Genomic DNA, 26,124 nt, shown 5'->3' on the forward strand with positions numbered 1-26,124 from the left:
AACATGAAGCATCTTCTTACTCTTCTGACCGTGATCGGCGCCGGCTTCGTCGCCGCGCCCGATGCCGAGGCCCGCCCTCATCAGCACAACAGCTGCTCGACCACCTACGTCAGCGGACACACGTCATGCGGATGCCCGATCTACACGCAGCGCTACGTTGCCTACTACGATCGCTTCGGCCGTGCCATCTACCGCTACCAGACCTTGCCGGTGAACCACCACTGCCGCCATCGCGTCGTACGCCAGCCGCAATGCCACACGCCGCAGCCGCGTTATCAAAACAGCCGCTACACCCGCAGTGGCGTGCGCATCGGCCCGGTGATCGTCGGCGGAGGCTCCCGCTACGTTCCCTCCCGCAGTTGCCGCTGACCCCGGCAGGCGAATCGATTCCTAGCCGCCGTTCCCCATCGGAACGGCGGCTTTTCCGTGTCTTCCCGGGACGAGCCCTTGCCCGCGCGTCGCTTTCCATCCGATCCTCTGCCCTGCCCGGATGAAACCCCACCACCTCGCCATCGCGCTCCTCGCGCTCGGCCCTGCCCACGCCGACCGCACGTCCGACGAACTCCTCGCCGCGTTCCAAACCCGGCTCGAGACGCGTCAGCCGATCGACGAACTCTGCGACTCACTCGAGGGCAAACCGGACGAAACCCTCAGCGACCTCATCGCCGAACTGAACAAGGCGTGGCCCGGCGTTCGCGACCGCTATCTCGCCGCGCTCGAATCGGTGGCGAAGACCGGGGTCGGCGGAGATCGCAACGCCCGCCAGAAACGGATTCGCGAACTGCGTGATGATTTCATGTCCGTCTACCGGCTCGGCGAGGGTCCGATGAAGCCCTTGCTGAAGAGCAAGAGCATGCCGGCTGTCGAGGAACTCCGGAAACTCCTCTCGCCCACCAGCGAGGAGCTCCTGAAAGGCGCTCCGCCCACGCTCGCACCGCTGCGCGAGGCCGCGAACAAACTTGCCCGCTTCCGGGATGCCGCTCTCGATGCCGCGCTTTCCTCGATCCCGAGCGACTCGGTCTCAAGCCTCGAGGAGCGCGAGAAATCGGTCGCCGCGACCGCCGGTGACCTGCCCCGCGATGGTCTCAAGACGATCGAACGAAACCGCAAGATCGCTGAAGACGAAAACGTTCCCGCCGACGAGGCGCGCGGGATCGAAGAGTGCAACTACTGGCGGCTCTACGTCGGCCTCAACGCTCTGGTCCTCGATCCGAAACTCTGCGACGCATCCCGCGACCATTCGAAGGACATGGCGGAGAAGGGATTCTTCGCCCACGAGTCGCCGGTCCCCGGAAAAAAGACCCCGTGGGACCGCGCGAAGAACTTCGGCACCACCGCGTCCGGCGAAAACATCTACAGCGGATCGAACCAGCCGCAGGCTGCCAACCGCGGCTGGTTCTACTCACCCGGGCACCACAAGAACATGTTCAACCCCGGACAACAGCGCATCGGTCTCGGCCACCACGGCGGCCGCTGGACGCAGATGTTCGGGAAATAACCTCTTCAAGCGGTCGCGGTGCCGTTGCTCTTCGAGAGGCACCACAGCAGCGATACGGCTCCGGCCGCTCCCAGCACCGCGCCGGCGAGCAGGCCGAGCCCGGCGACCGATGCGCTTCCGGCCAGAACGGCCAGTACCAATGCGCACGCCATCAGTGCCGGACCCGCAAGGGTCAGGCCGATGGCAATGGCATAACTCAGTCCCGGCAGGATCCTTGCCTTCCACTTGTCGGTGCAGGAAGTCGCGGTCGGGGTCGTCGGTTCGGTATTCATGGTATCGTTCATAAGACGATTCCCATTCTCCCACGCCGGATGAAACGAAGATGACGCGTGTGTGAAACGATCAAGGATGTTTGGTGAGGGAACCTTCGCGGACGATTCCCCGGAGCATCACATCGGGTCCGACCTGACGGAACTCGATCTGATCGAGACCGGCTCCGTCCGGCAGTCCTTCGCCGGCGAGTGCGGTCACCGGCCCTCCGCAGATCATCGGCGCCATGAAGGCGACGACTTCGTCGATCAGACCCCGATCCGCGAACTCTCCTGCCAGCCGTCCTCCGCACTCCAGCATCACGGCATTCACTCCCCTCTCGCGCACCAGTTCGCGCAGGGTCTTCTCGAAATCCATGCGCGGGCGGACGAGCGTTCGCTCGCGATGGGCATCGGTGAACAAGGGCGCGTCGTCGGGTAACGAATCGGGTCGATCGGTCAATACCACCCGCCACGGCATCTCGCGGCCTTCGAGCAGCTCCGGCTCGCGCAGGTCGAGCCGCGGACGGTCCCTCCGGACCGTTTCGCCCGAGGTCACGATCGCATCGACTTCCGCACGGATCTTCTGGACCTCGGCACGCGCCTCCGGACCGGTCAGCCACATCCCCTCACCCGGGGGTCGCGTCAGGCGGCCGTCGAGACTCATCGCAGTTTTCCAGATGACCCAAGGCAGACCGGTGCCCTGGACTTTGGCAAACGGACGGATCAGCCGATCGGCCTCGTCGGCCAACACCCCCGATGCCACTTCGATGCCGGCCGACCGCAGCAATGGATCCGCCCCTCCGGCATGCGCCGGATTCGGATCGGTCGAGGCATAGACGACGTGGCTGACACCCGCTTCGATCAAGCCGTCGGTGCAGGGCGGCGTGCGACCGTGGGTCGAGCAGGGCTCCAAGGTCACGTAGGCCGTGGCACCGCGCAGCGCGTCCGGACCCGAACGCTGCAGAGCATCGGCGATCGCCTCGCGCTCGGCGTGCGGCTGACCGGCCCGCCGATGCCAACCGGCGCCGATCTCGATGCCATCGCGAACGAGCACCGCACCGACCGGCGGATTCGGCGAGGTGCGGCCGACGCCTCGACGCGCTTCCGCGATCGCCCGGCGCATCCACTTTTCATCCTCGCTCACTGCACTCCGAAATGCCTGCTCCCGCGCCTGACCGCAACTCCGGGATTGATGGATCCTGAAATCGCGCCAAGGTTGTAGACGGTCACTTCCACGGAAGCGGCTCAGAAACGCAAGAAACTCCAACCGCAAGAAACGCATGAAAACACCCAGCATCCTCATCGGCCTGCTGCTGACGGCCACTCCGGCATTCGCCCAGACGGCGGATGAATACTACAACGCCGGCGTCAAAGCCATGAACCGCAACGACCCGGCGACGGCGCGTACCGCCTTCGAGAAGGCACTCCAACTCCGCCCCGACCATCCCTACGCCCGCTACAAGCTGGCCGCGCTGAAGACCCAAGCCGGCAACATGCTTGCCAAGCGCAAGGAAACCGAACTCGGCGGCATCCGCCTGCCCGAGGTCGAGTTCCGCGACGTCACCCTGAGCGAGGCGCTCTCCGCGCTGAACTCGATGGTGGAAACCGAGTCGACCAAGAAGAAGGGCGAAGACGATGCCTTCACGCCGAACTTCATGGTCCAGGATCCGACCGGCAAACTCGGTGACCGGGAAGTCTCGCTGTCGCTGAAGAACATCCCTGCCAAGGCCGCGCTCGACTACCTGCTTCAGCAGGCAGGCGGTATCGCGCGCTACGACGAACACGCGATCGTGATCCGTCCGGCCTCCGGTGCCGTCGGCAAAGGCACGCCTCCCGGCGAATAAGCTTACGCTTGCGCAGCCGCGTGCCGCCGCCACGCTCGTCCCACGATGGAACGGGTGCTCATCAGCGGCGGACGCGGCGATCTCGCGCAAGCAATCGCCCGCGCGTTCCGCGACGCGGGTGACGAGGTGCTCGCGCCCGGCCGGGACGAACTGGACGTCGCCGATCCCGCATCGGTCGCGAGCTACTTCGCCGGCATCGAGACACCCGATCTCTTGATCAGCAACGCCGGCCTCGCCGACAACGAACTGCTGGCCCGTTGCAATGAGGCGTCCTGGGACCGCCAGCTGGAGGTCAACCTGCACGGCACCTTCCGTTGTGCCAAAGCGGCCGCCCGCGCGATGCTCCGGAAGCGGACCGGCCACCTCATTTTCATCTCAAGCCACTCGGCCCTCCACCCGCCGGTCGGCCAAGCCGCCTACGCCGCCGCCAAAGCCGGACTGATCGGGCTCGCCAAGTCGCTTGCGAAGGAACTCGGCCCCGCCGGGATCCGGGTCAACACGGTGCTCCCCGGCTTTCTCGAAACCCGAATGACTGCTGGCCTCCCGGAAAGCCGCCGCGATGAGGTCCGCCGCGAACATGCCCTCGGACGTTTCAATGACACCGAATCGGTCGCGGCATTCCTCGTCCATCTCCACCGGCAGCTTCCGTACACCTCGGGTCAGGTGTTCCAGCTCGACAGCCGGATCGGCTGAAATGCGGGGACGAAATGTCTCATTGACCCCGCCCCCGGTCTCCCTACCCTTCCGCGCCATGAAAGCCCTCGTCCTCCTTGCCGCCGGCGCCGCCCTCGCGCTGAGCTCGTGCAGTACTGCCGGGCGCACGGTGGACACGCTGGGCCGCACCACCCAAGCCGCCAACCGCACTGTCGCCCGCAGCGGCGAAATGGCCAATGGCGCGGTCAATACCGCCTACCGCACGCAGGGCACGGTCGACCGGTCCTACAGCACCGTGCAGCGGACCTACTCGAACGCTCCCGGCACCGTCTCGCGCACCCAAGGCACGGTCAGCCGCCTGTTCGACGCCATCAGCCGCAGCTTCCAGTAAGCCGGTCAGCCGCGCTCACTGACCCGCCGCGATCCGTCCGGCAGCACCTCGAAATCGAGCACCTTCGTGCCCACGGGCAGGAGTTCGGGAAATCGGTCCGCCCACTCGGCGATGACGACCCCTTCCTCGTCGAGCATCTCGTCCCAGCCGATCCCGATCAATGCCTCGGCGGACTCGAGGCGGTAGAAATCGAGGTGGAACACCGGCAGCCGGCCGTCGCGGTACTCGTGGACCAAGGCGAAAGTCGGGCTTGTGACCTCCCCATCGTGGCCCAGTCCAGCCGCCAGACCCTTGGTGAAATGCGTCTTGCCAGCCCCCAAGCCGCCCACCAGCCCCAACACCTCGCCACCCGCCAGCCCGGACGCCATTTCGCGACCGAAAGCCACCATTGCCGCTTCATCCGGAATCACCCGCTCCACCCCCGCAGCAAAGCCGATCCGCGGACCCCGTCGATTTCAAAAAATTCCCTTGCCCGTCTGAAATCGCTGTGCTGTTCTCCCCGCCCGCCCGACCTCCGGGCTCCAATCCCTTTTCCTCTACGGCCATGGCCTACGCAGTCATCAAAACCGGCGGCAAACAGTACCGCGTCCAAGAAGGCGACAAGATCGACGTCGAGAACCTCAACCTCGACGAAGGCACGATCCTCGAGTTCGCCCCGCTCCTCATCGGCGAAGGCTCCGACATCAAGGTCGGCACTCCCGTCGTTGACGGTTCCAGCGTCAAGGCCACCGTCGTCAGCAACTTCCGCGGACCGAAGGGCATCGCCTTCAAGTTCAAGCGCCGCAAGGGCTTCCACAAGACCAAGGGCTTCCGCCGCGCGCTCACCAAGATCTCGATCGACTCCATCGCCTGATCCGGCGCTGGTTCATTGAACCCCTGATTTTCCCAAGACCATGGCTCACAAGAAAGGACAAGGTTCCGTCAAGAACGGCCGCGACTCACGCTCGAAGCGCCTCGGCGTGAAGAAGTTCGGCGGTCAGGTCGTCATCCCCGGCAACATCATCATCCGCCAGCGCGGAACCAAGTGGCACCCGGGCAAGAACGTCTTCATGGGCAAGGACTACACCATCCACGCCGCCATCGAAGGCACCGTGTTCTTCGACCGCAACGGCGGTCGGGTGAACGTCAAGCCGGCCGAAGTCGCCGCCAACTGAGGTCGCTCCCGACAATTTTCGAAAGCCGCCACCCGAGAGGGTCGGCGGCTTTTTCGTGTCCGCATCCCACCGGTCAACGACCCGTGGCAGGCAGCGACCGTCCCAGCCGCCTCCGCCGGCGCATCGCCAGGATCAATTGGGCGAGATGGAGAACCGCGGGATAAAAGCTCAGAAGCCCGACGAGGGCTGACAACCCCGCGACGAGTGAAAGCCCGATCCAAGCCGCATCGCGGGCATCCACCGGAAACCGGTCGACGAGCTCCATCAACAAGCTGCAGCCGACGGCGAGCATCCAGGATACGACGCAGATCCCGCCGGACAGAAAGCACCGGCGCCACGCATCCGACTCCGATTTCATGACCTCTTCGTAGATCTTCCGCCGTTCGTTCTGTTGCACGAGTTCCGCCCTCTCTGCCGGGCTGAGCCCGGAAAGGTCGCCCAGATCGTCCGGCATCCGCACCGTGACGAGCTTCCTCGGCGGAGGTTTTTCCATCAGCGGATACTGTACCTGACCTGAGCCCGTCCTCAACCGCGTTTGCCGCCGGCCCCGCACTCGGCACTTCTCACTTGTCCCTCGCTCGCTACGCTCGGCGCATGTCCGCCGCCGACCTGAAAGCCATCCTCCTCGAGAAGTCCGTCCGCACCGGCACCTTCACCCTCGCCTCCGGCAAGGAGAGCGACCTCTACATCGACTGCCGCGTCACCGCGCTCGATCCGGTCGGTGCCAACCTGATCGGCGAAATCGGCTGGGCCGCGGTGCGCGAACGCATCCAGAGCGAGGGACTGGCCATCGACGCCATCGGCGGCATGACGATGGGCGCCGACCCGATCTCACTGGCCATCGGCATGACCTCCGCCCGTCAGAACCCCGACGAGATGATCCAGGTCTTCACGGTGCGCAAGGAGCCCAAGGGCCACGGCCGCGGCAAACAGATCGAGGGGAACTTCAAGGAGGGCGACACGGTGATCGTGGTCGACGACGTGATCACCACCGGCGGCTCGACACTCAAGGCGATCGACGCCATCGAGGCGGCCGGCGGCAAGATCGCCTTCGCCCTGGTCCTCGTCGACCGCGAGGAAGGCGGCCGCCAGGCCATCGAAGCCCGCGGCATCCCGGTCCTCGCCCTCTACTCCCGCAGCACCCTCCTGTAGGGGGAATCGACATTCCTGTCGATTTTCAGCCGGCGATCACTCATCGACAGGAATGTCGTTGCCCCTTAACGGAGTGGCTCCCTCCGGGGAGCCATGAGTGGGCGCGGCGATCTCCAGATCGCGCATCGGGGCAGCTGCAAGCCGCCCAGCCCAGCCATGGCGCTTGAAAAGCGCCACTCCTAATCAAAGAACCTTCGCAGCGCCTCGACGCATCCGTCGCTGTGCCCGGCGGCGCAGACATGGCCGCCGACCTCCTCCACGTGCTCGCGCACCTCGTCCACCGCGTTGCCGGGACACGCGATGAAGGCGGCGGACTCGGGCGACAGCATCTCGAAGTCGTTGTGGCTGTCGCCGATCGCGAAACTCTGCGCCGGCCCCAACCCGAACCCCTCCGCCACCCGGCGCAGGCTACTACCTTTCTGGTAGTTCTTGTGGCCGAAACGCAGGTAGATCGAGTTCCGCTGCCAACCGAGCAGCGGCTCGGGCGCCGCCAACTCGGTCACCCGGCCAAGGATCCACTCCATCTCCTCCTCGGTGCGCGCGATCAATCCCGCCGGGTCGCCAGCCTGCTCGACCCAAGTCGCTCCGGTGTGCTCCTCGACCTCCGCCCGGATCGCCGCCAGCACCTTGCGCACCTTGCGGAAAAACTTCCGGTGCGCCTTCTCGCACTCCTTGTTCCACTTGTCGTCGCCGATCCAGCGGCCGTAGTCGTTCGGAAACCAGATTTCCCGCTCGCGGGCCACGACCCAGTCGGGCGCGAACGGAAAGCGGCTCTCGATCAGCCCCTCGATCACATGCTCCATCGAGCGTCCCGTGTTGATTCCCCAAAGCGCGGAGCGCTCGGTCCGCAACTCCGTGATCTTCTCGAAAAACGCACCCACCACCGGAGGCCTCCCACCCGGGTCGTGCAGGGTGCCGTCGAAGTCGAACGACAGGATCCACTGCGGCTTTTCCGGAAGGTCGAGCGGTCTCATACCGCTTGCCTAACACGGGACCGCCCGACCGCGAGCGGAAACCGACGGCAACAAGGGTGTCACTCGCCCACCGGCACGGCACGCGGAGGCGACTCCTCGACCGGAACCGCGCGCGGCGGGTCCTCGACCACCGGCACCGCCTTCGGAGGTTCGGGCTCTTCGACCGGCTCCTCGATGACGGGAGGCACCTCAAGATCGCGCATCGGCGTCACCAGCACCGCCTTCGGTGGTTCCGGTTCCGGCTTCGGCTCGGGCTTGACCTCCTTCACCACCGGCTCGGGGTCGGTCGGCAGGGTCCGCCGCATCTTGATCTCAACCCGCCGGTTCGGCGCCTGCTCATCCACCGTGCCGTTATCAATGATCGGCCGGCTCTTGCCATAGCCACGGGTGACGATTTTCTCGCCATCGATCAGCAGCGCCTCGACCAGATAATTCCTCACCGCCTTCGCCCGTCGCTGGGACAGGTCGAGGTTGAAGCCATCGCCTCCATAAAGATCGGTGTAACCCTCGATCCAGCAGTAGAGACCCGGATTTCGCTCCACCAGCAATGCCAGCTTCATCAGCCCGACCCGCGCGCTCTCCCGCAGCTCGGCGCTGTTGTATTCGAAGAGCAGATCGCTCGGCAGCATCGTCTTCTTGCCGACCAGCACGTTCTCGGGAAGCCCGACCAGGTCATCCAGAGTGACCACGCCATCGAGCGTTCCCGCAGCCGCATTGCCACCGGCACCCTTCTTCAGAATCTCCTCGGTGAACTGATCAAGTGACGGGTCGTTCACCTCGACCGCACCGGGATCGACGATCACCTGACCTTCGGCCGCCAGCGGCAGCGGGTTCTCGGTGCGGCCCATCTCGGGCAATGCCGACGCCAGATCGAATTCGGCGGAGATGTCCAACTCCAGCGCCTCAGGCGCCCCCTCGGCCAACGGCTGTTGGGGCTTGATGGCAAACTCCGGGTCGATCGTTTCCGGAGTGATGTCGAGCTCGTGGTCTTCCGGCAGGTTCGCCAGCACGTCGATCTCCTCGAGCAGCGACGCGGTGTTCTCCGGCTCCTGGGCGACCGGCTCCGGAGTGATGTCATCCATCGCCGGCGGCAGGACCTCGACCTGATCGACATTGATCGGCGCCGTGCGCATCTCCTCAGCCTCGTCGAAGCCGAGCGCGATCTTGATCTGCCCGAGGGCGAAGAAGGCGAGGACGTGGAGCACGATGGCGACCAGCAGGGCAATACCCACCCACCAGCCGAGGCGGTCCGGTCCCGGCAGGTGGGACGGACCCTCGTCGCGCATGTCGCTCCATGTGTAGCTGTCGCTCACGCCGGCACTATACGCCGGGACGGTTCCGTTACAATCAATGGCTTCATGCCCGCGCTTGCCCTTGGCATCAGACCTGCTATCCGCCCGCTCGACGTTATGTCCGCCAAGAAAGCTACCAAGAAGGTCGCGACCAAGGTCGCGAAGAAAGCCGCGAAAAAAGCTGCCAAGAAGGCCCCTGCAAAAAAGGCCGCAGCCAAGAAAACCGCGAAAAAGGCCCCGGCCAAGAAGGCCGCCGCGAAGAAGACCACCAAGAAGGCCAAGACTCCACCGACTCTCGAACAGATCCAGGAAGCCGCCTACTTCAACTACCTGAAGCGCACAAGCGAGGGACTCCCGGGTGACTCCGGCGACGACTGGGCAGCCGCCATGAAACAACTCGGCGCCTGACCCGCTTTCCCCTTTCGCAGCAGCCACCGCCCCGGCACAGTCGGGGCCGTGAACTGCTCCACACTCGGCATCGGACTCGCCGGTCTCGGAACCGTAGGCTCCGGGGTCGTGCTGGCACTCCAGCGCAACTCCGAACTCATCTCCGACCGCACCGGCGGATCGGTCCGCCTTGATGTCGCACGCGTGCTCGTGCGCGACCTCGGAAAGTCGCGCCCGGTCGCCGTGCCGGCCGACCGGCTGACCACCGAGTGGAAGGAGCTGGTCGATGATCCGGCGGTCGACATCGTGGTCGAACTGATCGGAGGCACGGACGCGGCGTTCGACATCGTCGCGGCGGCTCTTCGTGCCCGCAAACCGGTGGTCACCGGCAACAAGGCGCTGCTCGCCGAGCGCGGCACGGAACTCTTCAAGCTGTCGCGCGAGTTCGACACGCCGATTCATTTCGAAGCCGCGGTCGCCGGCGGGATCCCGATCATCAAGACGGTCCAGGAGTCGTTCGTCGGCAACAGGATCCAGTCGATGAGCGGCATCATCAACGGAACGTCGAACTACATCCTCGAGCGGATGACTACCGCCGGACTCGAATTCTCCGAAGCGCTTTCGGAAGCCCAGCAACTCGGCTACGCCGAGGCCGACCCGGCGCTCGACGTCAACGGCTGGGACGCCGCGCACAAGGCGATCCTCCTCGCCACGCTTGCCTACGGTTTCCCGATCGACCCGGCCGAGGTCCATGTCGCCGGCATCGAGCAGGTCCGGCCCATCGACATCGAGTTCGCCACCCGTCTCGGCTACGTGGTCAAGCTGCTCGCCGTCATCCGCGAGCACCCCGGCGGCGAGGTCGAGCTGCGCGTTCAGCCTTCCTTCATCGCCAAGTCGCACATCCTCGCCAGCGTCCATGGCGTGTTCAATGCCGTCGCGGTTCACGGCGACGCCGCCGGCGAGTCGCTCTTCTACGGCCGCGGCGCCGGGCAGGATCCTACGGCATCTTCCGTAGTTGCCGATCTGGTCGAGGCCGCCCGCTCGCTGCGCCAGCCGAACGGACACCGCGGGTTCCTTCCCTATCGCGACAGCGGCAGACTGCTGCCGGTTGAGGAAACGACCACGGCCTACTACGTACGCTTCGATGTCACCGACCGGCCCGGCGTCATCGCCGAGGTCGCCAAGCACCTTGCCGACGCCGGTATCGGCATCTCGGGCACCCACTCTCCGGTGAATCCGGAAAGCCCAGACGCCGACTTCGTCGACATGGTCTTCCAGCTCCACAGCTGCCCGTTCGGTCTGCTGCAGAAGACCCTGCGGGAGATCGAAAACCTCGACTGCATCAACAGCGAGCCGGTCGTCTTCCGGATCGAGAAGCTCTGACTCAGCGCTCGCGCGGCGGTGCGATCGAGCCGCCTTCGTCGAAGTCCGCACTGAGGAAATTGCTGCCGGCCGTCGAGGTCCCCTCGCTCACCCAGCGTGCGACCGCCGAAGCCATCCGCGTGACCGGGAAGCGGAAGCAGCTCAGTTTCGGCAGGAACCAGTCGGTCTCCGCCTGCTCGTTCAGAATCACGACCGAGACGTCACGCGGGATCAGGAATCCCATCCGCGCCAGCGCGCAGGCCGCCGTCACGAACTCCTTCCAGTCGAGCATCACGATGGCGGTCGGGGGATTCGACGCGAAGGCGGACTCGATCATCCCCCGGATCACGTCGGGCCTCTGGTAGTCGCTTTCGGGGGTATGGAATTTCGGAACATACGTGACCCCGACGCGCTCCAGCCCTTCCCTGACCGCCTGCTTGATCGAGTCGGCAAAAGCCGGAGGCCGGTCGCACACCGGAAGAATGATCCGACGGTGCCCCATGTCGGTCAGCCGACGCACCGCCTCCGCGGCGAGGAGCGATGACTTGACCGCGATCATCGGCGTTTCGGGCCGCGCGGTGGTCCCGCCGAGAAATGCCATGCGCAGCCCGTGCCCGTGGGCCCACTTCTCCAAGGCGTGACGACCGAAGACCGCGACCATCGGCAGCTCGGGATCCAACGGCACGAGATGGTCCCAGCTCCGGTGCGGCCGTTTGGCATGGAGAAAGTCGAAGGTCCGGGACTCCACGGACCAACCCCGCCGGACCAGCATCGCCCTTGAAGTATCGATCACCTGACGGGTTGAGTGAGGCAGGGTGCCGATGTCGGCGTGGGTCAGAATGATCGCCTTTCGCTCGGGCGCCGGCAGGTCAGGGGAACGCCGGGCATCCCCCGGGTCCGCAATCCGGTACGCCTTCCGACTCCCACAACCTTCGATCAAGCCTTGCCTTTCCAGCTGCCGGAGTGCCTTCGAAACCGTCGGCACACTCGCTCCGAACTCCTCGGCCAGCACCCGCGACCCCGGCAGCCGCTCCTCCCAGCGCCCTCCACCGATTGCCTCGGAGAGCGCCGAGGCGACGAGATCCGCCAGTTTCGGACGCTCCATCCGGGCCATGCTCCAGCCTCCCGAATCGGACACATCTGTAAAACTAAATTTATCAGATCATTTCCTCAGAGGTGCTTCGAGCTCAGGAATTCCCTCCTAAGCTGCGCCTCCGTCCCCTTGTGGAGTGGATTCACTCAGGGGCGCAAAACACCAAAACACTGCCATGAATTGCACTATCCTCCGCACAGGCCTGTTCGGTCTGATCTTCGCGTCATCCTCCCACGCCCAGGTGGCGTGGGACGGCGGCGGCGCCAACAACCAATGGACGACCCCCGAAAACTGGGGAGACGATACCGTTCCTACCATCGGCAATGACTACGTCGTGGATGGAGCAACCTGCCGCTCTCCTGACGCCAACAACACGATCTTCGATGGCGACAGCCTGACGATCCAGAATGGCGCGATCCTCAACCTCTACCGAACCAACGGCGGTGGCTACTTCGTGGTCAACCACTCGATTCCCGCGCTGACGGTCAGCGACGCCGAGATCCGGCCGCAGTCGTCGCTCGGCTCGATCGGACACTCGCTCGATACCGCCCTCGTGCTCAACGGCGCCAACATCCTCAACATGAAGGAGAACAGCGCCTACACGATGAACTTCTTCTTCGAAGGGACGCTTGCCGGCACCGGCTCGCTGACGGTCCAGCGCGACGCTACCGGCTCCGGCCGCAACGTGAACTTCAACCCCGACGCGAGCGGCTTCAGCGGCGACCTTTTCTTCGCCGGTCACAACTCGGGTGACACGCTCGGCGTCAACCTCGGCGACGTCAGCGGCTGGGGCACGGGCAGCGTGAGCCTCGGGCACGATTCGACGCTGAATATCAACGCCGCGGTCGATCAGCCGAATGCGGCACTTTCCTTCACCGGCACGAACACCCGCCTGAGGATTGCCGACGTCGCCGCGACCATCGGCTCGATCGACGGCACCGAAGGCGCGATCGAGGGCAATGGCGCGACCTCGTCGCTGACCGTGACCCAGTCGACCGACGCCACCTTCGCCGGCTCGGTCAGCTACACCGCGGGCAACACGCTTGCCTTCGAGAAAGACGGCACGGGGGACCTCGCGCTGACCGGCGCGGTCGATCCCGCCATCCCGTTCACCCTGACCGACGGCGGACTCCACCTCGGCACCCGTACCATCGACTCGCTGACCGCGGACGGCGGCAACCTGGTGATCGAAGTCGGCACCGGAGGATCCGATCTCACGACGATCACCAACGCCTACACCAACAACGGCGGCGGAATCGAATTGCAGATCACCTCACCCCCGACCGTCGGCGCTCCCTACACGATCGTGACCTTCGGCTCGTTCGCGGGCACCAATCCGCCGCTCACGGTCACGGGCCTCGAAGGCACCCGCCTGATGGCGACTCCGACCTACGGTGCAAATAGTATTTCGGTCACCTTTACCGGAGACCCGGCCGACCTCGTTTGGGACGGCAGTGCTTCCGGCACCTGGGACATCAACGGCGACTCGAACTGGGACAACGGAGGCAGCTCCGACACCTACTACGAGTTCGACAGCGTCACCTTCGACGATACCGCCACCGGCACGACCTCGGTCGTCCTGAATGACTCGGTGAACCCTGCAATGGTCACCTTCGACAACACGATCGAGTCCTACACCCTCACCGGTTCCGGCTCGATCGATGGCGGCGGCTCGCTCGTCGTCAGCGGCGGCGCCGACGTCACCATCGCGACCGACAACGGCTTCACCGGCGGCACCACCATCAGCGCCGGCACGCTGACCGTCGGCAATGGCGGCACGACCGGTTCGCTCGGCACCGGCTCCATCGCCAACGACGGCAGCCTGATCCTCGACCGCTCCGACAGCTTCGAACTCGCCAACGCGATTTCGGGCACGGGCGACTTCGAGCAGGCCGGCAGCGGGACGACCGTCCTCACCGCCGACAACTCGTTCAGCGGCGCGACCGTCATCTCGTCGGGAACCCTCCAGATCGGCAATGGCGGCACCACCGGCTCGCTCGGCACCACCTCGTCGATCACCAACGACGGCACGCTCGTCTTCAACCTCGACGGAGCCCTGACCATCACCAGCGTGATCAGCGGCACCGGCGCACTCGTCCAGCAAGGTCCCGGCCTCGTGATCCTCGCCGAGGACATGACCTACACCGGCGGCACCACGATCAGCGGTGGCACCCTGCAGATCGGCGACAACGGTTCGGTCGGCAGCGTTGTGGGGACCATCGTCAATGACGGCGAACTGGCGGTCAGCCGGGTCGATGACATCGACTTCGCCAACGACGTTTCGGGCAGCGGCTCGCTGCTGCATGCCGGAACCGGTGAGCTCCGCCTGACAGGCAGCAATACCTACACCGGCGTCACCGGCGTCACCGGCGGCGGCCTGTTGCTGCTCGACTCGTCGGGCTCGACGATTCCCACCGGCACCGGCATCCGTCTGAGCGACGGCGATCTCGACTTCACCGACCTCGACCTCGTCGTCTCGTCGCTGACCAAGGCACCCTCCGGAGTTTCCTACCTGTATGCCAATGCCGGACGCACCCTGAGCGTCCAAGGCGACTTCCTCGCCAACGAGGGATCGCTCGACATGATCGGGATCGACGAGCTCATCGTCGCCAACCCCGGCGGCAGCTTCAAGGCAGCCACGGTCGCGAGCGGCGGTAGCTCCAACGTCTACCTCCCGGACATCGCGACCATCACGGCCGCGAGCTTCGCGATCGGACAAGGCGGTCCCGCAGGCTTCGGCTCCAGCTCCAGCGCCGTTGTTGAGCTTGGTCTCACCAACGTGATCCACGCCGACCAGATCACCGTCGGCGACAACAGCGCCCAGTCGGGATCGTCGACCCTGCGGATCGGCACCGGCCTTGAGAACGCGACCCTTGAAATCCGCGCCACTGACGGCACCGGACGGGCCGATGTCCTGGTCGGCTCGAAAGGCACCGCCTCCGACTACACCGGCGGCAGCGGAACCATCGACCTCACCGCCACCGGGGCCACGCTCGATGCCTTGGTCGGAACGCTCACGCTCGGCCAGCATGGTGGAGGGGCGGGCAACTTCAACAACCCGACCAGCGGTTCGTTCATGTTCAATACCGGCACGCTCGACGCCACCAGCATCGTGCTCGGCGTGGGCAACGGCCCGAACAAGAAGACGGCCGACGGTTACCTCGCGAGCTACGGCGGCACCATCCGCACGGGCAGCCTCGTCCTCGTCCAGGACACCGGCGGCGACATCGGAACCGCCACGGTCGAGCTGCAGGAAAGCGCCACGCTCGAAGCGACAACCATCGCAGGTCAGGCAACAGCCAATGCCATCCTGCTTTGGGGCGAAGGCACGCTGCGAAACGTGACCGGGGCCGACCTTACGATCACCGGCACGACCGTCTCGCTTCCCGACAACGCACTGGTCCGCACCCTCGAGACCACCGGCGGCAACAGCGCCACGCTGGCGGCCGACGTTACCGTCGAGGCCTTCCTCGACAGCCAGCTCGGCAATCCGATCGGTGGCTTCGCGCTGAGCGGATCCCTCGACCTCGCCGGCGCCTCGCTGTCACTCGCCGATCTCGCGGTCGCGCCCACCGCCCTTCCCGGTGGCACGGTCTACACGCTGATCGATTACACCGGAGCTTCGCTGAGCGGCACCTTTGCCGGAATCGCCGATGGCGATCCGATCGTCGTGGGACCGAACACCTTCGTCCTCGATTACGACGACACGCTCGGCGGCACGGGATCGTTCGTGACCCTCACGTCGCAAGCCACCAGCACACCGTTCGAATCTTGGGCGGCGCTCAACGGTCTCGACGGCAGCCCCGGCAAGGAAGCCGGCTTTGACGACGACCCGGAGAACGACGGCATCACGAACGGCCTCGAGTGGATCCTCGGCGGCGACCCGCTGGCCAACGACGCCAGCTCGCTCGTCACCACCACCGCCACCGCCGGCGGCCTGACGCTCGAGTTCACCCGCGAGGAAAGCTCCATCGGTGAGGTGACCCTCAGCGCGGAGTTCGATGCCGATCTCGTGGCACCGTGGACCTCGGTGGTCATCGGCGCCACCTCGTCCGGCCCCGATGCCAATGGCGTCACCGTCACCATCGATGACGCGGCGACTCCGGACAACGTCAGCGTTTCCATCCCGGCGACCGCCGACGGCGGTGTCGATCTCGGCCGCATGTTCGGCCGCTTGAGCGCCGTCGAGTAACGGCTCTCACTTCGGGATCCATCCGGAAACGGAGGTTCGCGCAAGGCAGTCGCGCCTCTGCTCCGGATGGATTCCACCCCTTTCCGTTCTCGCTTCCGAGAACGCCTGATTCCCGGCAATTCGGGACGATCCGTGCATGCGAGAGGGACGGATGACCTTGACTTGAGGTCTCCCGATGACCCACCATGTCAGGATGAAAACGTCCCGTCATCCGGCGCGATTTTCGTCGTCGCTGGCCCTCGCCACGCCGTTGGCCACCCTCACGCTGGGCAGTGCGGATGCCTACCCGCTCACCGGTTACCTGAAGATCCCCGACATCGATGGGGAATCGAACCGAGACAAGGACCACGTCGGATGGATCGACATCGAATCGTTCTCGATGGGGATCAGCCGTCCGATCCAATTCGGGCCGACCGGACCGGCGCCGACCGGGGAAGCCCAACAGCAGGCCTTGGAGATCAGCAAACCCCTCGACAAGTCATCACCCCAGCTGTTCCTGAAGTGTGCCACCGGTCAATACCTGCCCACCGTGACGCTGCATCTCACGAAGGATGCGGCACCCGGCACCCCGACCTACTACGTGGTCATCCTGAGCAACGTGATCATCAGCTCGTTGGGCACGTCCGACGCCACCACGTCCGGTAGCGCCCAGCCGACCGAGCAGGTCTCGTTCAACTACACCAAGATCGACATCCAGTACACGGAGGTCGACACGGCCACCGGCGCCACCGGTGACACGACGGCGGCGAGCTACGACTTCTCCACGCCAACCAAGTAGGATCGGATGATCCGCTCCCTCCAGACGGCGGCCGTCATGGCCGCGTTCGCGACTGCCGACCTGGCGGGCGCCGCGGATGAGCACGCGTGGATGGAGTTTGATCCGGTCATCGAGGGGGAAGCGACGGATCCGGTCCACCCCGACTGGATCGTCGTCAACGGCTTCGAGCTGGTCGGACCGCTCGTGGTCGGAACACCCGGATCCGTCAGCCTGCGCAAGCCGGTCGACAAGTCATCGCCCCTCCTGTTCCAAGCCTGCGCCACCGCCACCGTTTCCGACTCGGTCACGATCGACTTCGACGGGCCCGTCGAGGGCGTGCTTCTCAGTCGGATCGAACTGGACGACGTGGTCGTTTCGCGGTGGTCGTCAGAGGGTGCCGGCGATCCCGAGGAATTCCTGACACTGGATTTCCAATCCATCACCTTCACCTACTACACCCTTAGTGATTCAAGCTTCGCCACGATCGATCTCGTGACCGGAACGAGCTCGTCAGGATCGGGTGACGGGACCGACGGCGACAGGGACGGGATGGCGGATTCGTGGGAAACGCTCAACGGCCTGGTGGTGGGAATCGACGACTCGGGCGGAGACCTCGACGGCGACGGCCTGAACAATGGCGACGAGTTTCTCGTCGGTAGCGATCCGAATTCCGGCGCGTCGTTCTTCAAGGTCACGGTGAAGGTGGATCCGAGCAACGCCGCCCAGCTCCTGCTGACCTGGAACAGCCTGCCCGGAAAGACCTACCGGATCCTCCGGAGCCCCGACCTGACCACGCCGTTCACCCAGATCGGCACCGCGACCGCGACGGACACCTCGACCACCGCCGCGGTCGCGAACGCGGCGACCCTCGGATTTTACCGGGTCTCCCTCGAACCGTGAGTGACAGCACCTTCCGTTTCACAGGACTGGACGACTGGTCTCCCGAGCCGTTCCGAACGGCTCTGGCGCGGGCCGGCTTCAGCCATGGAAACAGCAAGGCAATCGGCCTCGGCTCGCTGGCCCGCGTGATTCGCGAAGGGCACCTGATTCGGGAGACTCTACCTTCCAGTTCGAGGCTGGCGAACGCGGTGCGACTTTTCCTCCTCGGTGACACACTGCCAGCCGAAGACGTCGTCGGCCTTCTCGGCAACGAAGCGGAGGACATCCACCGCATCGGCCTCTTGGAGAAGTCGGACCAGGGAGTTCGCTCCCGCTTCCAGGTCAGTCCGGGCTCAAAGGGTTGGATCGCGTGTGACTTCGCCGAGCGACAGAACGATCCCTCGGGGGACTACGTGATGGGCCTGGGCCCATCGACCCACCTGCTCGCCTGCCTGGTTCCGCCATGCGAGCAAGGCCGGATGCTCGAGCTCGGCTGCGGCATCGCGTGGCTCTCCCAGCAGTTCCGCGCCAGCGGCGCTGATGTCGTCGCCTCCGATCTGAATCCCCGCGCGATCGAACTCGCGCGCTTCAACGCGCGCCTGTCCTCGTCCGAGGGGATCGACTTCCGCCAAGGCGACCTCTTCTCGGCGGTTCGAGGCGAACATTTCGACCGGATCGCCGCCAACCTGCCCTACGTCCAGTCTCCCGGAGGCCACCTGATCCACCGTGAGTCGGCCGCGGGTGAGGAGAGCATTTGCGCGCGGGCCCTCCGGGAAGTGGCGGAGTATCTGGCTCCCGGCGGCATTGCCGTGGCGCTGATCAACTGGTGCCATTCGGACGACGACGACTGGCCCGAAGCACCTCTCCGCTGGAGCCCTTCGGAAGGTGTCCGGCGATGGCTTTTCCAAACCGAGTGCGCCAGTCCCGCGGACTATGCGAGAAAATGGATCCGCGGGGACGTCCGCTTCGATCGTGCCGGCGAGGCGCGCGAGATGCGGCGCTGGCTCGACTTCTACGGTGAACATCGTATCCGGCGAATCAGCAGCGGGTTCATCGTTCTGCAGCAGTGCTCCTCCGGCAGGGAGTGGACGGAAACCGAATCCCGGGCAGCCGAGAGCATCGCTCCCGGCGCCGGCGAGGAAGTGCTCCGGGTCCTGCGCAACCGCACCTGGCTTCGGGACCCTCATTCCGATTTGCTCGATCAACACTACCGAACGGTTCCGGAAATGAGGGCGATGGCGGAAATGGAGCTCGAGAGGCGTTGGATCCGCCGGACCATCCGGCTCACGAGTGCCTGCCGGCTCTCCTACGACGGCCAGATCGATGAGAACCTGCTCCGGTTGTTGGAACTCTGCGCCAAAGGATGCACGCCCGCGGACATGGTCGCGGAGATCCGGAAAAAGCCGGAGTTTTCGGACATCCCGGACATCGGGCACAAGATCGGAGACCTCGTCCGCCAACTGGTGCATCACGGCATCCTCATTCCCTCCGAACTCGCGGATTGAGAGCCGTTGCCGAGGCGACGCGGAGCCTTGCCTACCCCATCGTTGCGCTGCGACAATCGGATCGTGCCCAAGTCACTGCGTCTCGCCACCGTCCTGCTGGTGCTCTTCATCGGGGTGATGGTCGCGCTCGGTATCGCGCCGCTGAAGCGGGCGGACTGGCTTTTGGAAAACGCGATGGTTTTCATCACGGTCCCCATCCTCGTCCTGACCGCCCGCAAGTTTCCCTTCTCCCGTGTCTCCTACGTTTGTTTCTTCATCTTCCTCTGCTTTCACGAACTCGGATCGCACTACTCCTACTCGAACGTCCCATACAGGGATTGGCTCGGCCTCGAAGACGGCGGACGCAACCATTACGACCGGCTGGTCCACTTCCTCTACGGACTGCTGCTCGCCTACCCGATGCGCGAGATCTTCCTGCGGATCGCGGACGCGAAAGGGTTCTGGGGATACTTCCTTCCACTGGATCTCACGCTCTCGACCTCGATGATCTACGAGTTGATCGAATGGGGCGCCGCATCGGTCTTCGGTGGTGATCTTGGTCAGGCGTATCTGGGCACCCAAGGCGACGAATGGGACGCCCACAAGGACATGGCGCTCGCAGGTCTCGGCGCGATCATCGCGATGCTCATCACCTCCGCGATCAACGCCCGCTGCCAACGCGACTTCGCCCGCGAGTTCCGCGACAGCCTGCGCATCAAACACCGCGAACCTGCCGAGCTTCCGCCCGGTTGAGAGGCGATTGTCGCCTCACCGCCATCTCAAGCCCCGAAGGGGCGACGGCATTTAGCCCCGGGGTTCACCCCGGGGTCAGGCACACCGAAAGGTCATCGAGCCCCGGAGGGGCGAAGGCGGAGATTCAATCCACCCGCCCGTACCGCTTCGCCTACGCCCCTCGCGGGGCTGGATCGTGTTGCCGGCGTCGAAACCTACGCACACTCTCGCCCGGAGAGCGCCGAAGGTGCGACGGCATTTAGCCCCGGGGTTCACCCCGGGGTCAGGCACACCGAAAGGTCATCGAGCCCCGGAGGGGCGAAGGCGGAGATTCGATCCACCCGCCCGTACCGCTTCGCCTACACCCCTCGCGGGGCTGGATCGTGTTGCCGGCGACGAAACCACGGGGTGAACCCCGTGGCTAAATGCCGTCGCCCCTTCGGGGCTTCACTCCGTCACCCGGGGCTGCACCGCCGTGGCCCGATGCTGGCCGGGCTTCCGCAGCTATTGCCCCACAAACCAACCCTTCGCGGTCGGATCGGCGGTGAAGAAGTCGGTCAGCATCTTGGCGACCTTGGCCCGGCCGCTCTCGCTCGGGTGCGTCCCGTCGGCAACGAAGTCCTCCCGATTCCACACCAGCCCGTCGGACGCCCGCGGCCGCACGCCATCGGCCCAGAAGTACGGCCCCCACATTACCAGTGGCGACTTCACCTCACCGGACTCCGGATCCCAGCTCAGCTCCGGCTTGCCGGCGATCTGGTCGCGGATCAGCCAACGCACGGAAAAAGCGGTGGCGAACGACTCCGGCTCCGGATGCCTCCCCGAGTAGCCGCCGTAGGTCCGGCTCGAAAGGTACGCGAGCCGCAGGTTCGGAAACCTCGCCTGCGCGCGATTGAGGATCTCGACGAGGTGCTCGTGCAGCACGCGGGCGTTGTCCATCTCGTCCGGCAGCGGCTTCAGTTCGGCCTGCTTGACCCACAGCACCTGCACCTGCTCCGGACTCACCCCGGCGGCGACCAATCGGGCGTCAAGCCTCGACCAGGTCCGCTCGGCATTCCTCACCGTCCACTCGCTGGCCGACTGGCCGCCCTGCGCACCGTCGACCAGCACGACGCTCTTCGCTTTCCTCGGGTCGGTGTCGATGCTCCGTTGGAACGCGGAAAACTCCTGCGTGGTGTTCGACATCCCGATCGAGAGCAACACGATCTTCCCTTCCTCATCCGGCTCGCCCTTCTTGTTCAGAGGCCGAACCTTCGGAACCTGCTTGGCAAAGGCCGCCATCAGCGAGTCCGGAGGGGTGTTACGCCCTCCGCCGTAAAGACCGCCGTCCTCACCCCGGTAGTCGGCATCCGCCGCCATGCAGCAAAGCGGTTCGATCCCGACCGACGATTTGCCGACGTTCGCGTTTCTACCCCCTTCGCGACGGGTATTCGGATTGGCACCGTTCCGACGCTGAGCCCGGATCTCCTTGGCCCGGTCGAGATAGGCCCGCTCGTCGTCCGAAAGCTGTCCACCGGACCTTTGCTTCTGCAGCAGCTCCTTGGCCCGCTGCATGTCGATCGGCTCGTCGGCAGCATCCGCCGGAACCGTCGCCGCTGCGCACACCACCGCCAGCAACACCGTCGCGAGGTTTCTCGAAAAGCGGTTCATCAGGGATCCAACCCGGTCGCCGCGCAATGGTCGCGCTCCACCAGTTGAAACCGCTTGTCGAAGCGCCCGCCCGCGTGGGCCTTGCAACACGTGAAGCAGGCCGCGGCACGACGCAGACGACGCACCCGCTCGATGCCGGTGCCACACACCGGGCACTCGTAGCGGAAGCGCCGCTTCTGACGCGACCGCGGGAGCGGCAACCGATGCCTCGCCGATTCGCCAGCAATGCCGAGGTCCGCACACGCGAAGCGCCACTCGGGCCCGTGGGGGGCGATCCGTTTGCGCCCGGCGCGGGCGTGGGCCACGAGGTGCGCCAGCTCGTGGAGCAGCGTCCGGCGGATCTCATCATCGCCAAACTCCCGCAGGCGCGGGTTCAATTCGATCACTCCCTGCCCCGGCCAGGCGCGTCCGGCGGTCGAACGCAGCCGGGGATTCCACACGACCCGCAGATCGGAGGCCAGCGATCGCAATCCCAAGCGGTGCGCTTCGGCCGATGCAAGGCGGGTCCTTTCCTCGTCGGGCAGACCCCGCACCTCCACTTTCCACCTCCCGAATCGCACCCCGCCCGATTAGCACCCGCGGCACCCGATGGCAAACCGACGATCCGGACTGGAGCCTGACGCAGGACCGGCGATAGTCAGGCAGCCGTGAGTTCACCGCCACCCGCCACACGACCAACCGCCTCGAACCGCCTGAGGCCGTGGCTTTACTCGTTCTACAGCCACGGCACCGCGATGAACCACTTCCTCCGCCGCCGGATCCGGCCGGCCGGGATGGGCCTGCTGCTGGTCGGCGTGGTGCTCGCCTGCCTCGCCGGCGGCCAGGCGTCCGACGCCGTCTTCCGCCTGCTCTCGTTCGCCTTCACGCTCGGCTGCCTCGCACTCTTCTGGCTGCCCTTCCGCGGCGCCCGGCTTGAGATCCGTCGCGACCTCCCGCAGCATGCCACCGCGGGCGTGCCGGTCCGGCTGCGCTACCACATCACCAACCGCGGGCGCGGGCTGCGGAACGCCTGGCTGCTCGAGTCGCCGCCCGACCCGCGCCCGGCACGGCAGCAGTTCATCCATGCCCATGAGCCCGGCGAGGAAAAGCGCAACCTCTTCGACCGCGCCTTCGCCTACTACTGCTGGAACTGGCTCTGCGAACGGCGCCTCGCCTTCGACCCGCTGCCATCGGAGGAATCCCTCGCACTGCGACGCGGCGAACAGCAGACGATCGTCGCGGAGCTGACCCCACGCCGCCGCGGGCTGGTCCCGCTCGACGACCTGCGCCTGCTGCTCCCCGACCCGCTCGGCTTTTATCAGCGGAGCGTGAAGGTCGACGGCGGCGACGCCACCCTCGCCATCCTGCCGCGGCGCCACCGCCTGCCGAACGTCGAGCTCCCGGGCACCGCACGTTTCCAGCCCGGCGGCGACGCGACCTCGCGGAACACGGGGCCATCGGGCGAGTTCGTCGCGCTCCGCGACTACCAGCCGGGTGACCCGCCGCGGCTCATCCACTGGAAGAGCTGGGCACGCACCGGCAAGCCGATCATCAAGGAGCTCGAAGACAGCTTCTACCCGCGCCACGGGCTGATTCTCGATACCTTCCCCGAGGCCGGCGACGAGGAGCTATTCGAGGAGGCCGTCTCGGTCGCGGCTTCGTTCGTTTCCGCCATCGACACGCGCGAGTGCCTGATCGAGCTGATGTTCATCTCCGGTCGCGAGCAGGTCGTCACTGCCGGACGCGGCACCGGGCGGGCCGAAGGCTTGCTCGAGGTGCTTGCCGGCGTCGAGCCGTCGCCCAAGCCCGAGTTCGATTCCCTCAAACGGCTTGTGATGCGCCACTCGGAGGACCTCGCCGGCTGCCTCGCGGTGCTCTCGGGTTGGTCGGACGAGCGCGCGCGTCTCCTCCAGCGCCTTGCCGCCGCGGGCATCGAGATCGCCGCGATCGTCGTCTGCGACGAAATGCCCGCCGTCATCCGTCCCCGCACCCACTTCGTCCGGTCCGGCCACCTCGCCGAAGACCTGATGAAACTTCCGGACAAGCTCTGATGACGGTTCCGGCCGCCATCTCCACTAGCGTGCGCCCGCAAACCGAGCCACATTGAAACACCGTGAAAAGCGCTGACGATAACCCGACATCCCCGCCGACGCGACGGGACCGGGAGTTGGCGGACACCCGGCCCGCACCCCGCCTGCTGCTCGGGGCCAGCCTGTTGCTGTGGGGCGGCATCACCGGCCGGCCGCTGATCGGCCTCATCATCGCCGTGGCGGTCGAGGCCGCACACTGGACACGCACCCGCTGGGAGTTCGGCAATCCCGCCTACCTCCGCGCCTGGCAGGTCGCGATCCTCCTGCTCGTCCTTACGGTGGGTGTCGTCTGGCTCGACTCTTCGGCCATCTCCGCCTTGCCGAACGCGATGACCTGGCTGCCGGTGATCCTGTTCCCTCTCCAGTTCGTCCAGAGCTACGGGATTCGTCGTAGCATGTCGCTGGCAAACCTTTCCCTCTTCCTGCGCAAGCGCCGTGAGCACTCCCGCAAGCACGGGCTGCCGTTCCGCGACATCCGTTTCTGCTTCGATCACGTCTACTTCTGCTCGGTGCTGATCTCGGCCTCGCTCGGCCAGCACTCGCGCTCGGCATTCCTCTTCGTCGCTTCGGTGGTGCTCGTGATCTGGTGGTTCATTCCGCGGCTGTCCGGCAAGCGCATGAAGCCGGTCAGCGCCGGCCTGATGCTCCTCACCGCCGTCGGCGGCGGCTACGCCGGAGAGAAGATTCTCGACTACGCCTATGAACGCCTGCTGATCGGCCGCTACCAGCTCGGCTCGCTTGAATACTCCCGACACACCCGCACCGCCATCGGCGACCTCGGAGAAATCAAGCAGTCGCCGGAGATCCAGTGGCGGCTGATCCCGCGTCATGGCGAACTGCCGCGACTGCTGCGGGTTTCGTCCTACAACAACTACCTCAACACCTACTGGAGCACGAAGCTGCCGAAGCGGGTGGGCGAAGAGGACTCGGAACCGCTGGAGTTCCAGGAACTTCAGTCGGTCGGCATCGAGGACCCGTTCCGGATCACCGCCCAGAACGCCGACACCACCACCGCCACCAGCCCGGCTTTTCCGCAGTTCACGGTGCGGGGCGGCACCCCGCGAAAGGACCTCTTCCCGCTGCCGGCCAATGCCGGAAGCATGGTGCTTCCCGCCCAGAACATCGAAATCAACGCCTTCGGCTCGCTCCGCGTCGACCCGCAACACCCGGTCGCCGATGCCCTCATCCTCTGGGGCGACCCGATGGACACCGCCCTGCCTCCGTGGAGCGACCCCGGTGATCCCGATCGTGAATCGCCCGATCTCCAGATTCCCAATAACGAGGAACCGGCGATCCGGCGCTTTGTCGACCAGCTCGGCATCCGCGACCTGCCACTGAAAGAGAAGGTGGCCGTGCTGCGCGGCCATTTCGCCCGCGAGTTCACCTACACGCGCTATCTCTCCCTCCCGGATCCGAAGGCGCAGGATGAATACGAACGCGCCAATTTCATCTCGCTGTTCCTTGAGGAAACGAAACGCGGCCACTGCGAGTACTTCGCCACCGCCACCGTGTTCCTGCTTCGCGAATGCGGAGTTCCTACCCGGTACGCCACGGGCTTCGCCGTCGTCGAGCGCGACCCGGACAGCGGCGAGGCGCTGCTCCGCGGCACCCACGGTCACGCATGGTGCACCGCGTGGGACGAGGCACGCCAAACGTGGATCGACGTCGATCTGACACCGCCCGACTGGTCCGGCACCGAAACGCCCTACATGCCCGCGTGGCAAGGCCTGCTCGATCGCTGGCAGATCCTCCGCGACAACATCCTCGTCTGGCGGAGCCAACCGGGAAACATGGCCATCGCCATCGTCATCGTCTGCCTGCCATTGGTCGCGGGCGCGGCACTCGCCGCCCGGCGCCTCTGGCGATCGAAACGCCAGGTCGGCCCGTATCGCGACCGTAAGGCCGCCAAGGCCGCGCTCGCCCTGTCGCCGCTCGGACTGCTCGAAAAGCCCGCTACCAAACACCTCGGCGAGCGTCCTCTCGGCACGCCGTTGAGCCGCTGGTTGCTCGACGTCCGCCCGGCATTGGCGAGCACGGATCAGCTCGACGAAGCCATCGAGATCCACCGCCGGCTCCGTTTCGACCCGACCGCCGACGCCGACAGCCTCCGCTCCCGCCTCGAGTCCCTCGTCGCCCCCCTCCGCCGCGAGCTCAAGCGCGTCCCGCGTCGTCAGGCCTGAGATCCACTCCCCCCGCTTCAGGCGCTCCGTCCGCAACCCCGGCTCCTTACATTCCCCTCACAAACTTTTACCTTCCCCATACGAACGCCGCATCAGGCGCAAATGCGGCCAGGCAGAATGGATGACGAA

Annotated in this window: 26 protein-coding genes; 17 read left to right on the top strand and 9 right to left on the bottom strand. The window is 65.7% G+C overall.

Annotation, left to right across the window (positions count from 1 at the left end):
- The first annotated feature begins 3 nt into the window (after positions 1 to 3).
- A complete protein-coding gene (locus HAHE_RS08015) occupies positions 4 to 369 on the top strand; it encodes a hypothetical protein (protein WP_338690017.1) in 366 nt (121 codons plus the stop codon).
- A gap of 121 nt (positions 370 to 490) precedes the next feature.
- Positions 491 to 1,498, top strand: coding sequence for a CAP domain-containing protein (locus HAHE_RS08020; RefSeq protein WP_338690019.1), 1,008 nt, complete (start codon positions 491 to 493; stop codon positions 1,496 to 1,498).
- Between the two features lie 5 nt (positions 1,499 to 1,503).
- Here HAHE_RS08020 and HAHE_RS08025 read toward each other — a convergent pair whose 3' ends face one another.
- Together HAHE_RS08025 and ribD are read right to left on the bottom strand one after the other, a co-directional pair.
- Positions 1,504 to 1,770 carry a hypothetical protein gene (locus HAHE_RS08025; protein WP_338690021.1) on the bottom strand — a complete coding sequence of 89 codons (267 nt, stop codon included), beginning with the start codon at positions 1,768 to 1,770 and terminating at the stop codon, positions 1,504 to 1,506.
- 70 nt (positions 1,771 to 1,840) lie between these two features.
- Positions 1,841 to 2,893, bottom strand: a complete 1,053-nt coding sequence (gene ribD, locus HAHE_RS08030; RefSeq protein WP_338690023.1) for a bifunctional diaminohydroxyphosphoribosylaminopyrimidine deaminase/5-amino-6-(5-phosphoribosylamino)uracil reductase RibD — start codon at positions 2,891 to 2,893, stop codon at positions 1,841 to 1,843.
- A gap of 136 nt (positions 2,894 to 3,029) precedes the next feature.
- On the opposite strand from ribD, the gene HAHE_RS08035 reads away from it, so the two are divergent.
- Genes HAHE_RS08035 through HAHE_RS08045 form a run of 3 tightly spaced genes read left to right on the top strand, consistent with a single transcriptional unit; the run spans position 3,030 to position 4,638 of the window.
- Positions 3,030 to 3,593, top strand: coding sequence for a hypothetical protein (locus tag HAHE_RS08035; protein WP_338690025.1), 564 nt, complete (start codon positions 3,030 to 3,032; stop codon positions 3,591 to 3,593).
- 45 nt (positions 3,594 to 3,638) lie between these two features.
- Positions 3,639 to 4,286, top strand: coding sequence for an SDR family NAD(P)-dependent oxidoreductase (locus tag HAHE_RS08040; protein WP_338690026.1), 648 nt, complete (start codon positions 3,639 to 3,641; stop codon positions 4,284 to 4,286).
- 58 nt (positions 4,287 to 4,344) lie between these two features.
- On the top strand, positions 4,345 to 4,638 hold the full coding sequence (locus HAHE_RS08045; RefSeq protein WP_338690027.1) for a hypothetical protein: 294 nt from the start codon (positions 4,345 to 4,347) through the stop codon (positions 4,636 to 4,638).
- Positions 4,639 to 4,643: 5 nt separating this feature from the next.
- Here the strand turns inward: HAHE_RS08045 and tsaE are convergent, their stop codons facing one another.
- Positions 4,644 to 5,057, bottom strand: coding sequence for a tRNA (adenosine(37)-N6)-threonylcarbamoyltransferase complex ATPase subunit type 1 TsaE (gene tsaE / locus HAHE_RS08050; RefSeq protein WP_338690029.1), 414 nt, complete (start codon positions 5,055 to 5,057; stop codon positions 4,644 to 4,646).
- 125 nt (positions 5,058 to 5,182) lie between these two features.
- Here tsaE and rplU point away from each other — a divergent pair, with 125 nt between their 5' ends.
- Complete coding sequence (rplU, locus tag HAHE_RS08055; RefSeq protein ID WP_338690032.1) at positions 5,183 to 5,491, top strand: 50S ribosomal protein L21; 309 nt, start codon at positions 5,183 to 5,185, stop codon at positions 5,489 to 5,491.
- Positions 5,492 to 5,531: 40 nt separating this feature from the next.
- Entirely contained in the window at positions 5,532 to 5,792 is a 261-nt protein-coding gene (gene rpmA / locus HAHE_RS08060; protein WP_338690034.1) for a 50S ribosomal protein L27, read from the top strand.
- A 73-nt stretch (positions 5,793 to 5,865) separates the two neighbouring features.
- Here rpmA and HAHE_RS08065 read toward each other — a convergent pair whose 3' ends face one another.
- A complete protein-coding gene (locus HAHE_RS08065) occupies positions 5,866 to 6,285 on the bottom strand; it encodes a hypothetical protein (protein WP_338690036.1) in 420 nt (139 codons plus the stop codon).
- Between the two features lie 101 nt (positions 6,286 to 6,386).
- Between HAHE_RS08065 and pyrE the strand changes: the two genes are divergently transcribed.
- A complete protein-coding gene (pyrE, locus tag HAHE_RS08070; protein ID WP_338690038.1) occupies positions 6,387 to 6,944 on the top strand; it encodes an orotate phosphoribosyltransferase in 558 nt (185 codons plus the stop codon).
- Between the two features lie 179 nt (positions 6,945 to 7,123).
- Here pyrE and HAHE_RS08075 read toward each other — a convergent pair whose 3' ends face one another.
- On the bottom strand, positions 7,124 to 7,918 hold the full coding sequence (locus HAHE_RS08075) for an HAD hydrolase family protein (RefSeq protein ID WP_338690040.1): 795 nt from the start codon (positions 7,916 to 7,918) through the stop codon (positions 7,124 to 7,126).
- 59 nt (positions 7,919 to 7,977) lie between these two features.
- Positions 7,978 to 9,231 (bottom strand): OmpA family protein, encoded by a 1,254-nt coding sequence (locus HAHE_RS08080; protein WP_338690042.1) that lies wholly within the window; start codon positions 9,229 to 9,231, stop codon positions 7,978 to 7,980.
- Positions 9,232 to 9,327: 96 nt separating this feature from the next.
- On the opposite strand from HAHE_RS08080, the gene HAHE_RS08085 reads away from it, so the two are divergent.
- Together HAHE_RS08085 and HAHE_RS08090 are read left to right on the top strand one after the other, a co-directional pair.
- Complete coding sequence (locus tag HAHE_RS08085; protein WP_338690044.1) at positions 9,328 to 9,618, top strand: hypothetical protein; 291 nt, start codon at positions 9,328 to 9,330, stop codon at positions 9,616 to 9,618.
- A gap of 48 nt (positions 9,619 to 9,666) precedes the next feature.
- Positions 9,667 to 10,980 carry a homoserine dehydrogenase gene (locus HAHE_RS08090; RefSeq protein WP_338690045.1) on the top strand — a complete coding sequence of 438 codons (1,314 nt, stop codon included), beginning with the start codon at positions 9,667 to 9,669 and terminating at the stop codon, positions 10,978 to 10,980.
- 1 nt (position 10,981) lies between these two features.
- Here the strand turns inward: HAHE_RS08090 and HAHE_RS08095 are convergent, their stop codons facing one another.
- The gene (locus HAHE_RS08095) at positions 10,982 to 12,097 is read right to left on the bottom strand and encodes a substrate-binding domain-containing protein (protein ID WP_338690047.1); all 1,116 of its coding nucleotides are present in this window, start codon (positions 12,095 to 12,097) and stop codon (positions 10,982 to 10,984) included.
- A 130-nt stretch (positions 12,098 to 12,227) separates the two neighbouring features.
- Here HAHE_RS08095 and HAHE_RS08100 point away from each other — a divergent pair, with 130 nt between their 5' ends.
- From HAHE_RS08100 to HAHE_RS08120, 5 genes are all read left to right on the top strand, one after another.
- A complete protein-coding gene (locus HAHE_RS08100) occupies positions 12,228 to 16,244 on the top strand; it encodes a beta strand repeat-containing protein (RefSeq protein ID WP_338690049.1) in 4,017 nt (1,338 codons plus the stop codon).
- A gap of 193 nt (positions 16,245 to 16,437) precedes the next feature.
- Positions 16,438 to 17,022 carry a type VI secretion system tube protein Hcp gene (locus HAHE_RS08105; protein ID WP_338690051.1) on the top strand — a complete coding sequence of 195 codons (585 nt, stop codon included), beginning with the start codon at positions 16,438 to 16,440 and terminating at the stop codon, positions 17,020 to 17,022.
- Positions 17,023 to 17,028: 6 nt separating this feature from the next.
- The gene (locus tag HAHE_RS08110; RefSeq protein WP_338690053.1) at positions 17,029 to 17,901 is read left to right on the top strand and encodes a type VI secretion system tube protein Hcp; all 873 of its coding nucleotides are present in this window, start codon (positions 17,029 to 17,031) and stop codon (positions 17,899 to 17,901) included.
- On the top strand, positions 17,898 to 19,385 hold the full coding sequence (locus HAHE_RS08115) for a methyltransferase (RefSeq protein ID WP_338690055.1): 1,488 nt from the start codon (positions 17,898 to 17,900) through the stop codon (positions 19,383 to 19,385). Before HAHE_RS08110 ends, HAHE_RS08115 begins: the two co-directional genes overlap by 4 nt.
- A 63-nt stretch (positions 19,386 to 19,448) precedes the next feature.
- Positions 19,449 to 20,117 (top strand): DUF2238 domain-containing protein, encoded by a 669-nt coding sequence (locus tag HAHE_RS08120; protein ID WP_338690056.1) that lies wholly within the window; start codon positions 19,449 to 19,451, stop codon positions 20,115 to 20,117.
- Between the two features lie 483 nt (positions 20,118 to 20,600).
- Here HAHE_RS08120 and HAHE_RS08125 read toward each other — a convergent pair whose 3' ends face one another.
- A complete protein-coding gene (locus HAHE_RS08125; protein WP_338690058.1) occupies positions 20,601 to 21,746 on the bottom strand; it encodes a hypothetical protein in 1,146 nt (381 codons plus the stop codon).
- Positions 21,746 to 22,222, bottom strand: a complete 477-nt coding sequence (locus tag HAHE_RS08130) for a SprT-like domain-containing protein (RefSeq protein ID WP_338690060.1) — start codon at positions 22,220 to 22,222, stop codon at positions 21,746 to 21,748. The genes HAHE_RS08125 and HAHE_RS08130 overlap by 1 nt, the downstream gene beginning before the upstream one ends.
- A 171-nt stretch (positions 22,223 to 22,393) precedes the next feature.
- On the opposite strand from HAHE_RS08130, the gene HAHE_RS08135 reads away from it, so the two are divergent.
- Both HAHE_RS08135 and HAHE_RS08140 read left to right on the top strand, forming a co-directional pair.
- Positions 22,394 to 23,776 carry a DUF58 domain-containing protein gene (locus HAHE_RS08135; protein WP_338690061.1) on the top strand — a complete coding sequence of 461 codons (1,383 nt, stop codon included), beginning with the start codon at positions 22,394 to 22,396 and terminating at the stop codon, positions 23,774 to 23,776.
- Positions 23,777 to 23,838: 62 nt separating this feature from the next.
- The gene (locus HAHE_RS08140; RefSeq protein WP_338690063.1) at positions 23,839 to 25,995 is read left to right on the top strand and encodes a transglutaminase-like domain-containing protein; all 2,157 of its coding nucleotides are present in this window, start codon (positions 23,839 to 23,841) and stop codon (positions 25,993 to 25,995) included.
- Positions 25,996 to 26,124: the final 129 nt, after the last annotated feature.

This window comes from Haloferula helveola, from assembly GCF_037076345.1.
Taxonomy (GTDB): domain Bacteria; phylum Verrucomicrobiota; class Verrucomicrobiia; order Verrucomicrobiales; family Akkermansiaceae; genus Haloferula; species Haloferula helveola.

What these genes read in the sequence shown, in the direction of transcription:
- HAHE_RS08100 (WP_338690049.1), top strand. Translation starts at nt 12,228, where the DNA reads ATGAATTGCACTATCCTCCGCACAGGCCTGTTCGGTCTGATCTTCGCG.
- HAHE_RS08065 (WP_338690036.1), bottom strand. Translation starts at nt 6,285, where the DNA reads ATGGAAAAACCTCCGCCGAGGAAGCTCGTCACGGTGCGGATGCCGGAC.
- HAHE_RS08025 (WP_338690021.1), bottom strand. Translation starts at nt 1,770, where the DNA reads ATGAATACCGAACCGACGACCCCGACCGCGACTTCCTGCACCGACAAG.
- HAHE_RS08045 (WP_338690027.1), top strand. Translation starts at nt 4,345, where the DNA reads ATGAAAGCCCTCGTCCTCCTTGCCGCCGGCGCCGCCCTCGCGCTGAGC.
- HAHE_RS08105 (WP_338690051.1), top strand. Translation starts at nt 16,438, where the DNA reads ATGAAAACGTCCCGTCATCCGGCGCGATTTTCGTCGTCGCTGGCCCTC.
- HAHE_RS08020 (WP_338690019.1), top strand. Translation starts at nt 491, where the DNA reads ATGAAACCCCACCACCTCGCCATCGCGCTCCTCGCGCTCGGCCCTGCC.
- HAHE_RS08075 (WP_338690040.1), bottom strand. Translation starts at nt 7,918, where the DNA reads ATGAGACCGCTCGACCTTCCGGAAAAGCCGCAGTGGATCCTGTCGTTC.
- rplU (WP_338690032.1), top strand. Translation starts at nt 5,183, where the DNA reads ATGGCCTACGCAGTCATCAAAACCGGCGGCAAACAGTACCGCGTCCAA.
- pyrE (WP_338690038.1), top strand. Translation starts at nt 6,387, where the DNA reads ATGTCCGCCGCCGACCTGAAAGCCATCCTCCTCGAGAAGTCCGTCCGC.
- HAHE_RS08035 (WP_338690025.1), top strand. Translation starts at nt 3,030, where the DNA reads ATGAAAACACCCAGCATCCTCATCGGCCTGCTGCTGACGGCCACTCCG.
- HAHE_RS08015 (WP_338690017.1), top strand. Translation starts at nt 4, where the DNA reads ATGAAGCATCTTCTTACTCTTCTGACCGTGATCGGCGCCGGCTTCGTC.
- HAHE_RS08125 (WP_338690058.1), bottom strand. Translation starts at nt 21,746, where the DNA reads ATGAACCGCTTTTCGAGAAACCTCGCGACGGTGTTGCTGGCGGTGGTG.
- HAHE_RS08110 (WP_338690053.1), top strand. Translation starts at nt 17,029, where the DNA reads ATGATCCGCTCCCTCCAGACGGCGGCCGTCATGGCCGCGTTCGCGACT.
- HAHE_RS08085 (WP_338690044.1), top strand. Translation starts at nt 9,328, where the DNA reads ATGTCCGCCAAGAAAGCTACCAAGAAGGTCGCGACCAAGGTCGCGAAG.
- HAHE_RS08040 (WP_338690026.1), top strand. Translation starts at nt 3,639, where the DNA reads ATGGAACGGGTGCTCATCAGCGGCGGACGCGGCGATCTCGCGCAAGCA.
- rpmA (WP_338690034.1), top strand. Translation starts at nt 5,532, where the DNA reads ATGGCTCACAAGAAAGGACAAGGTTCCGTCAAGAACGGCCGCGACTCA.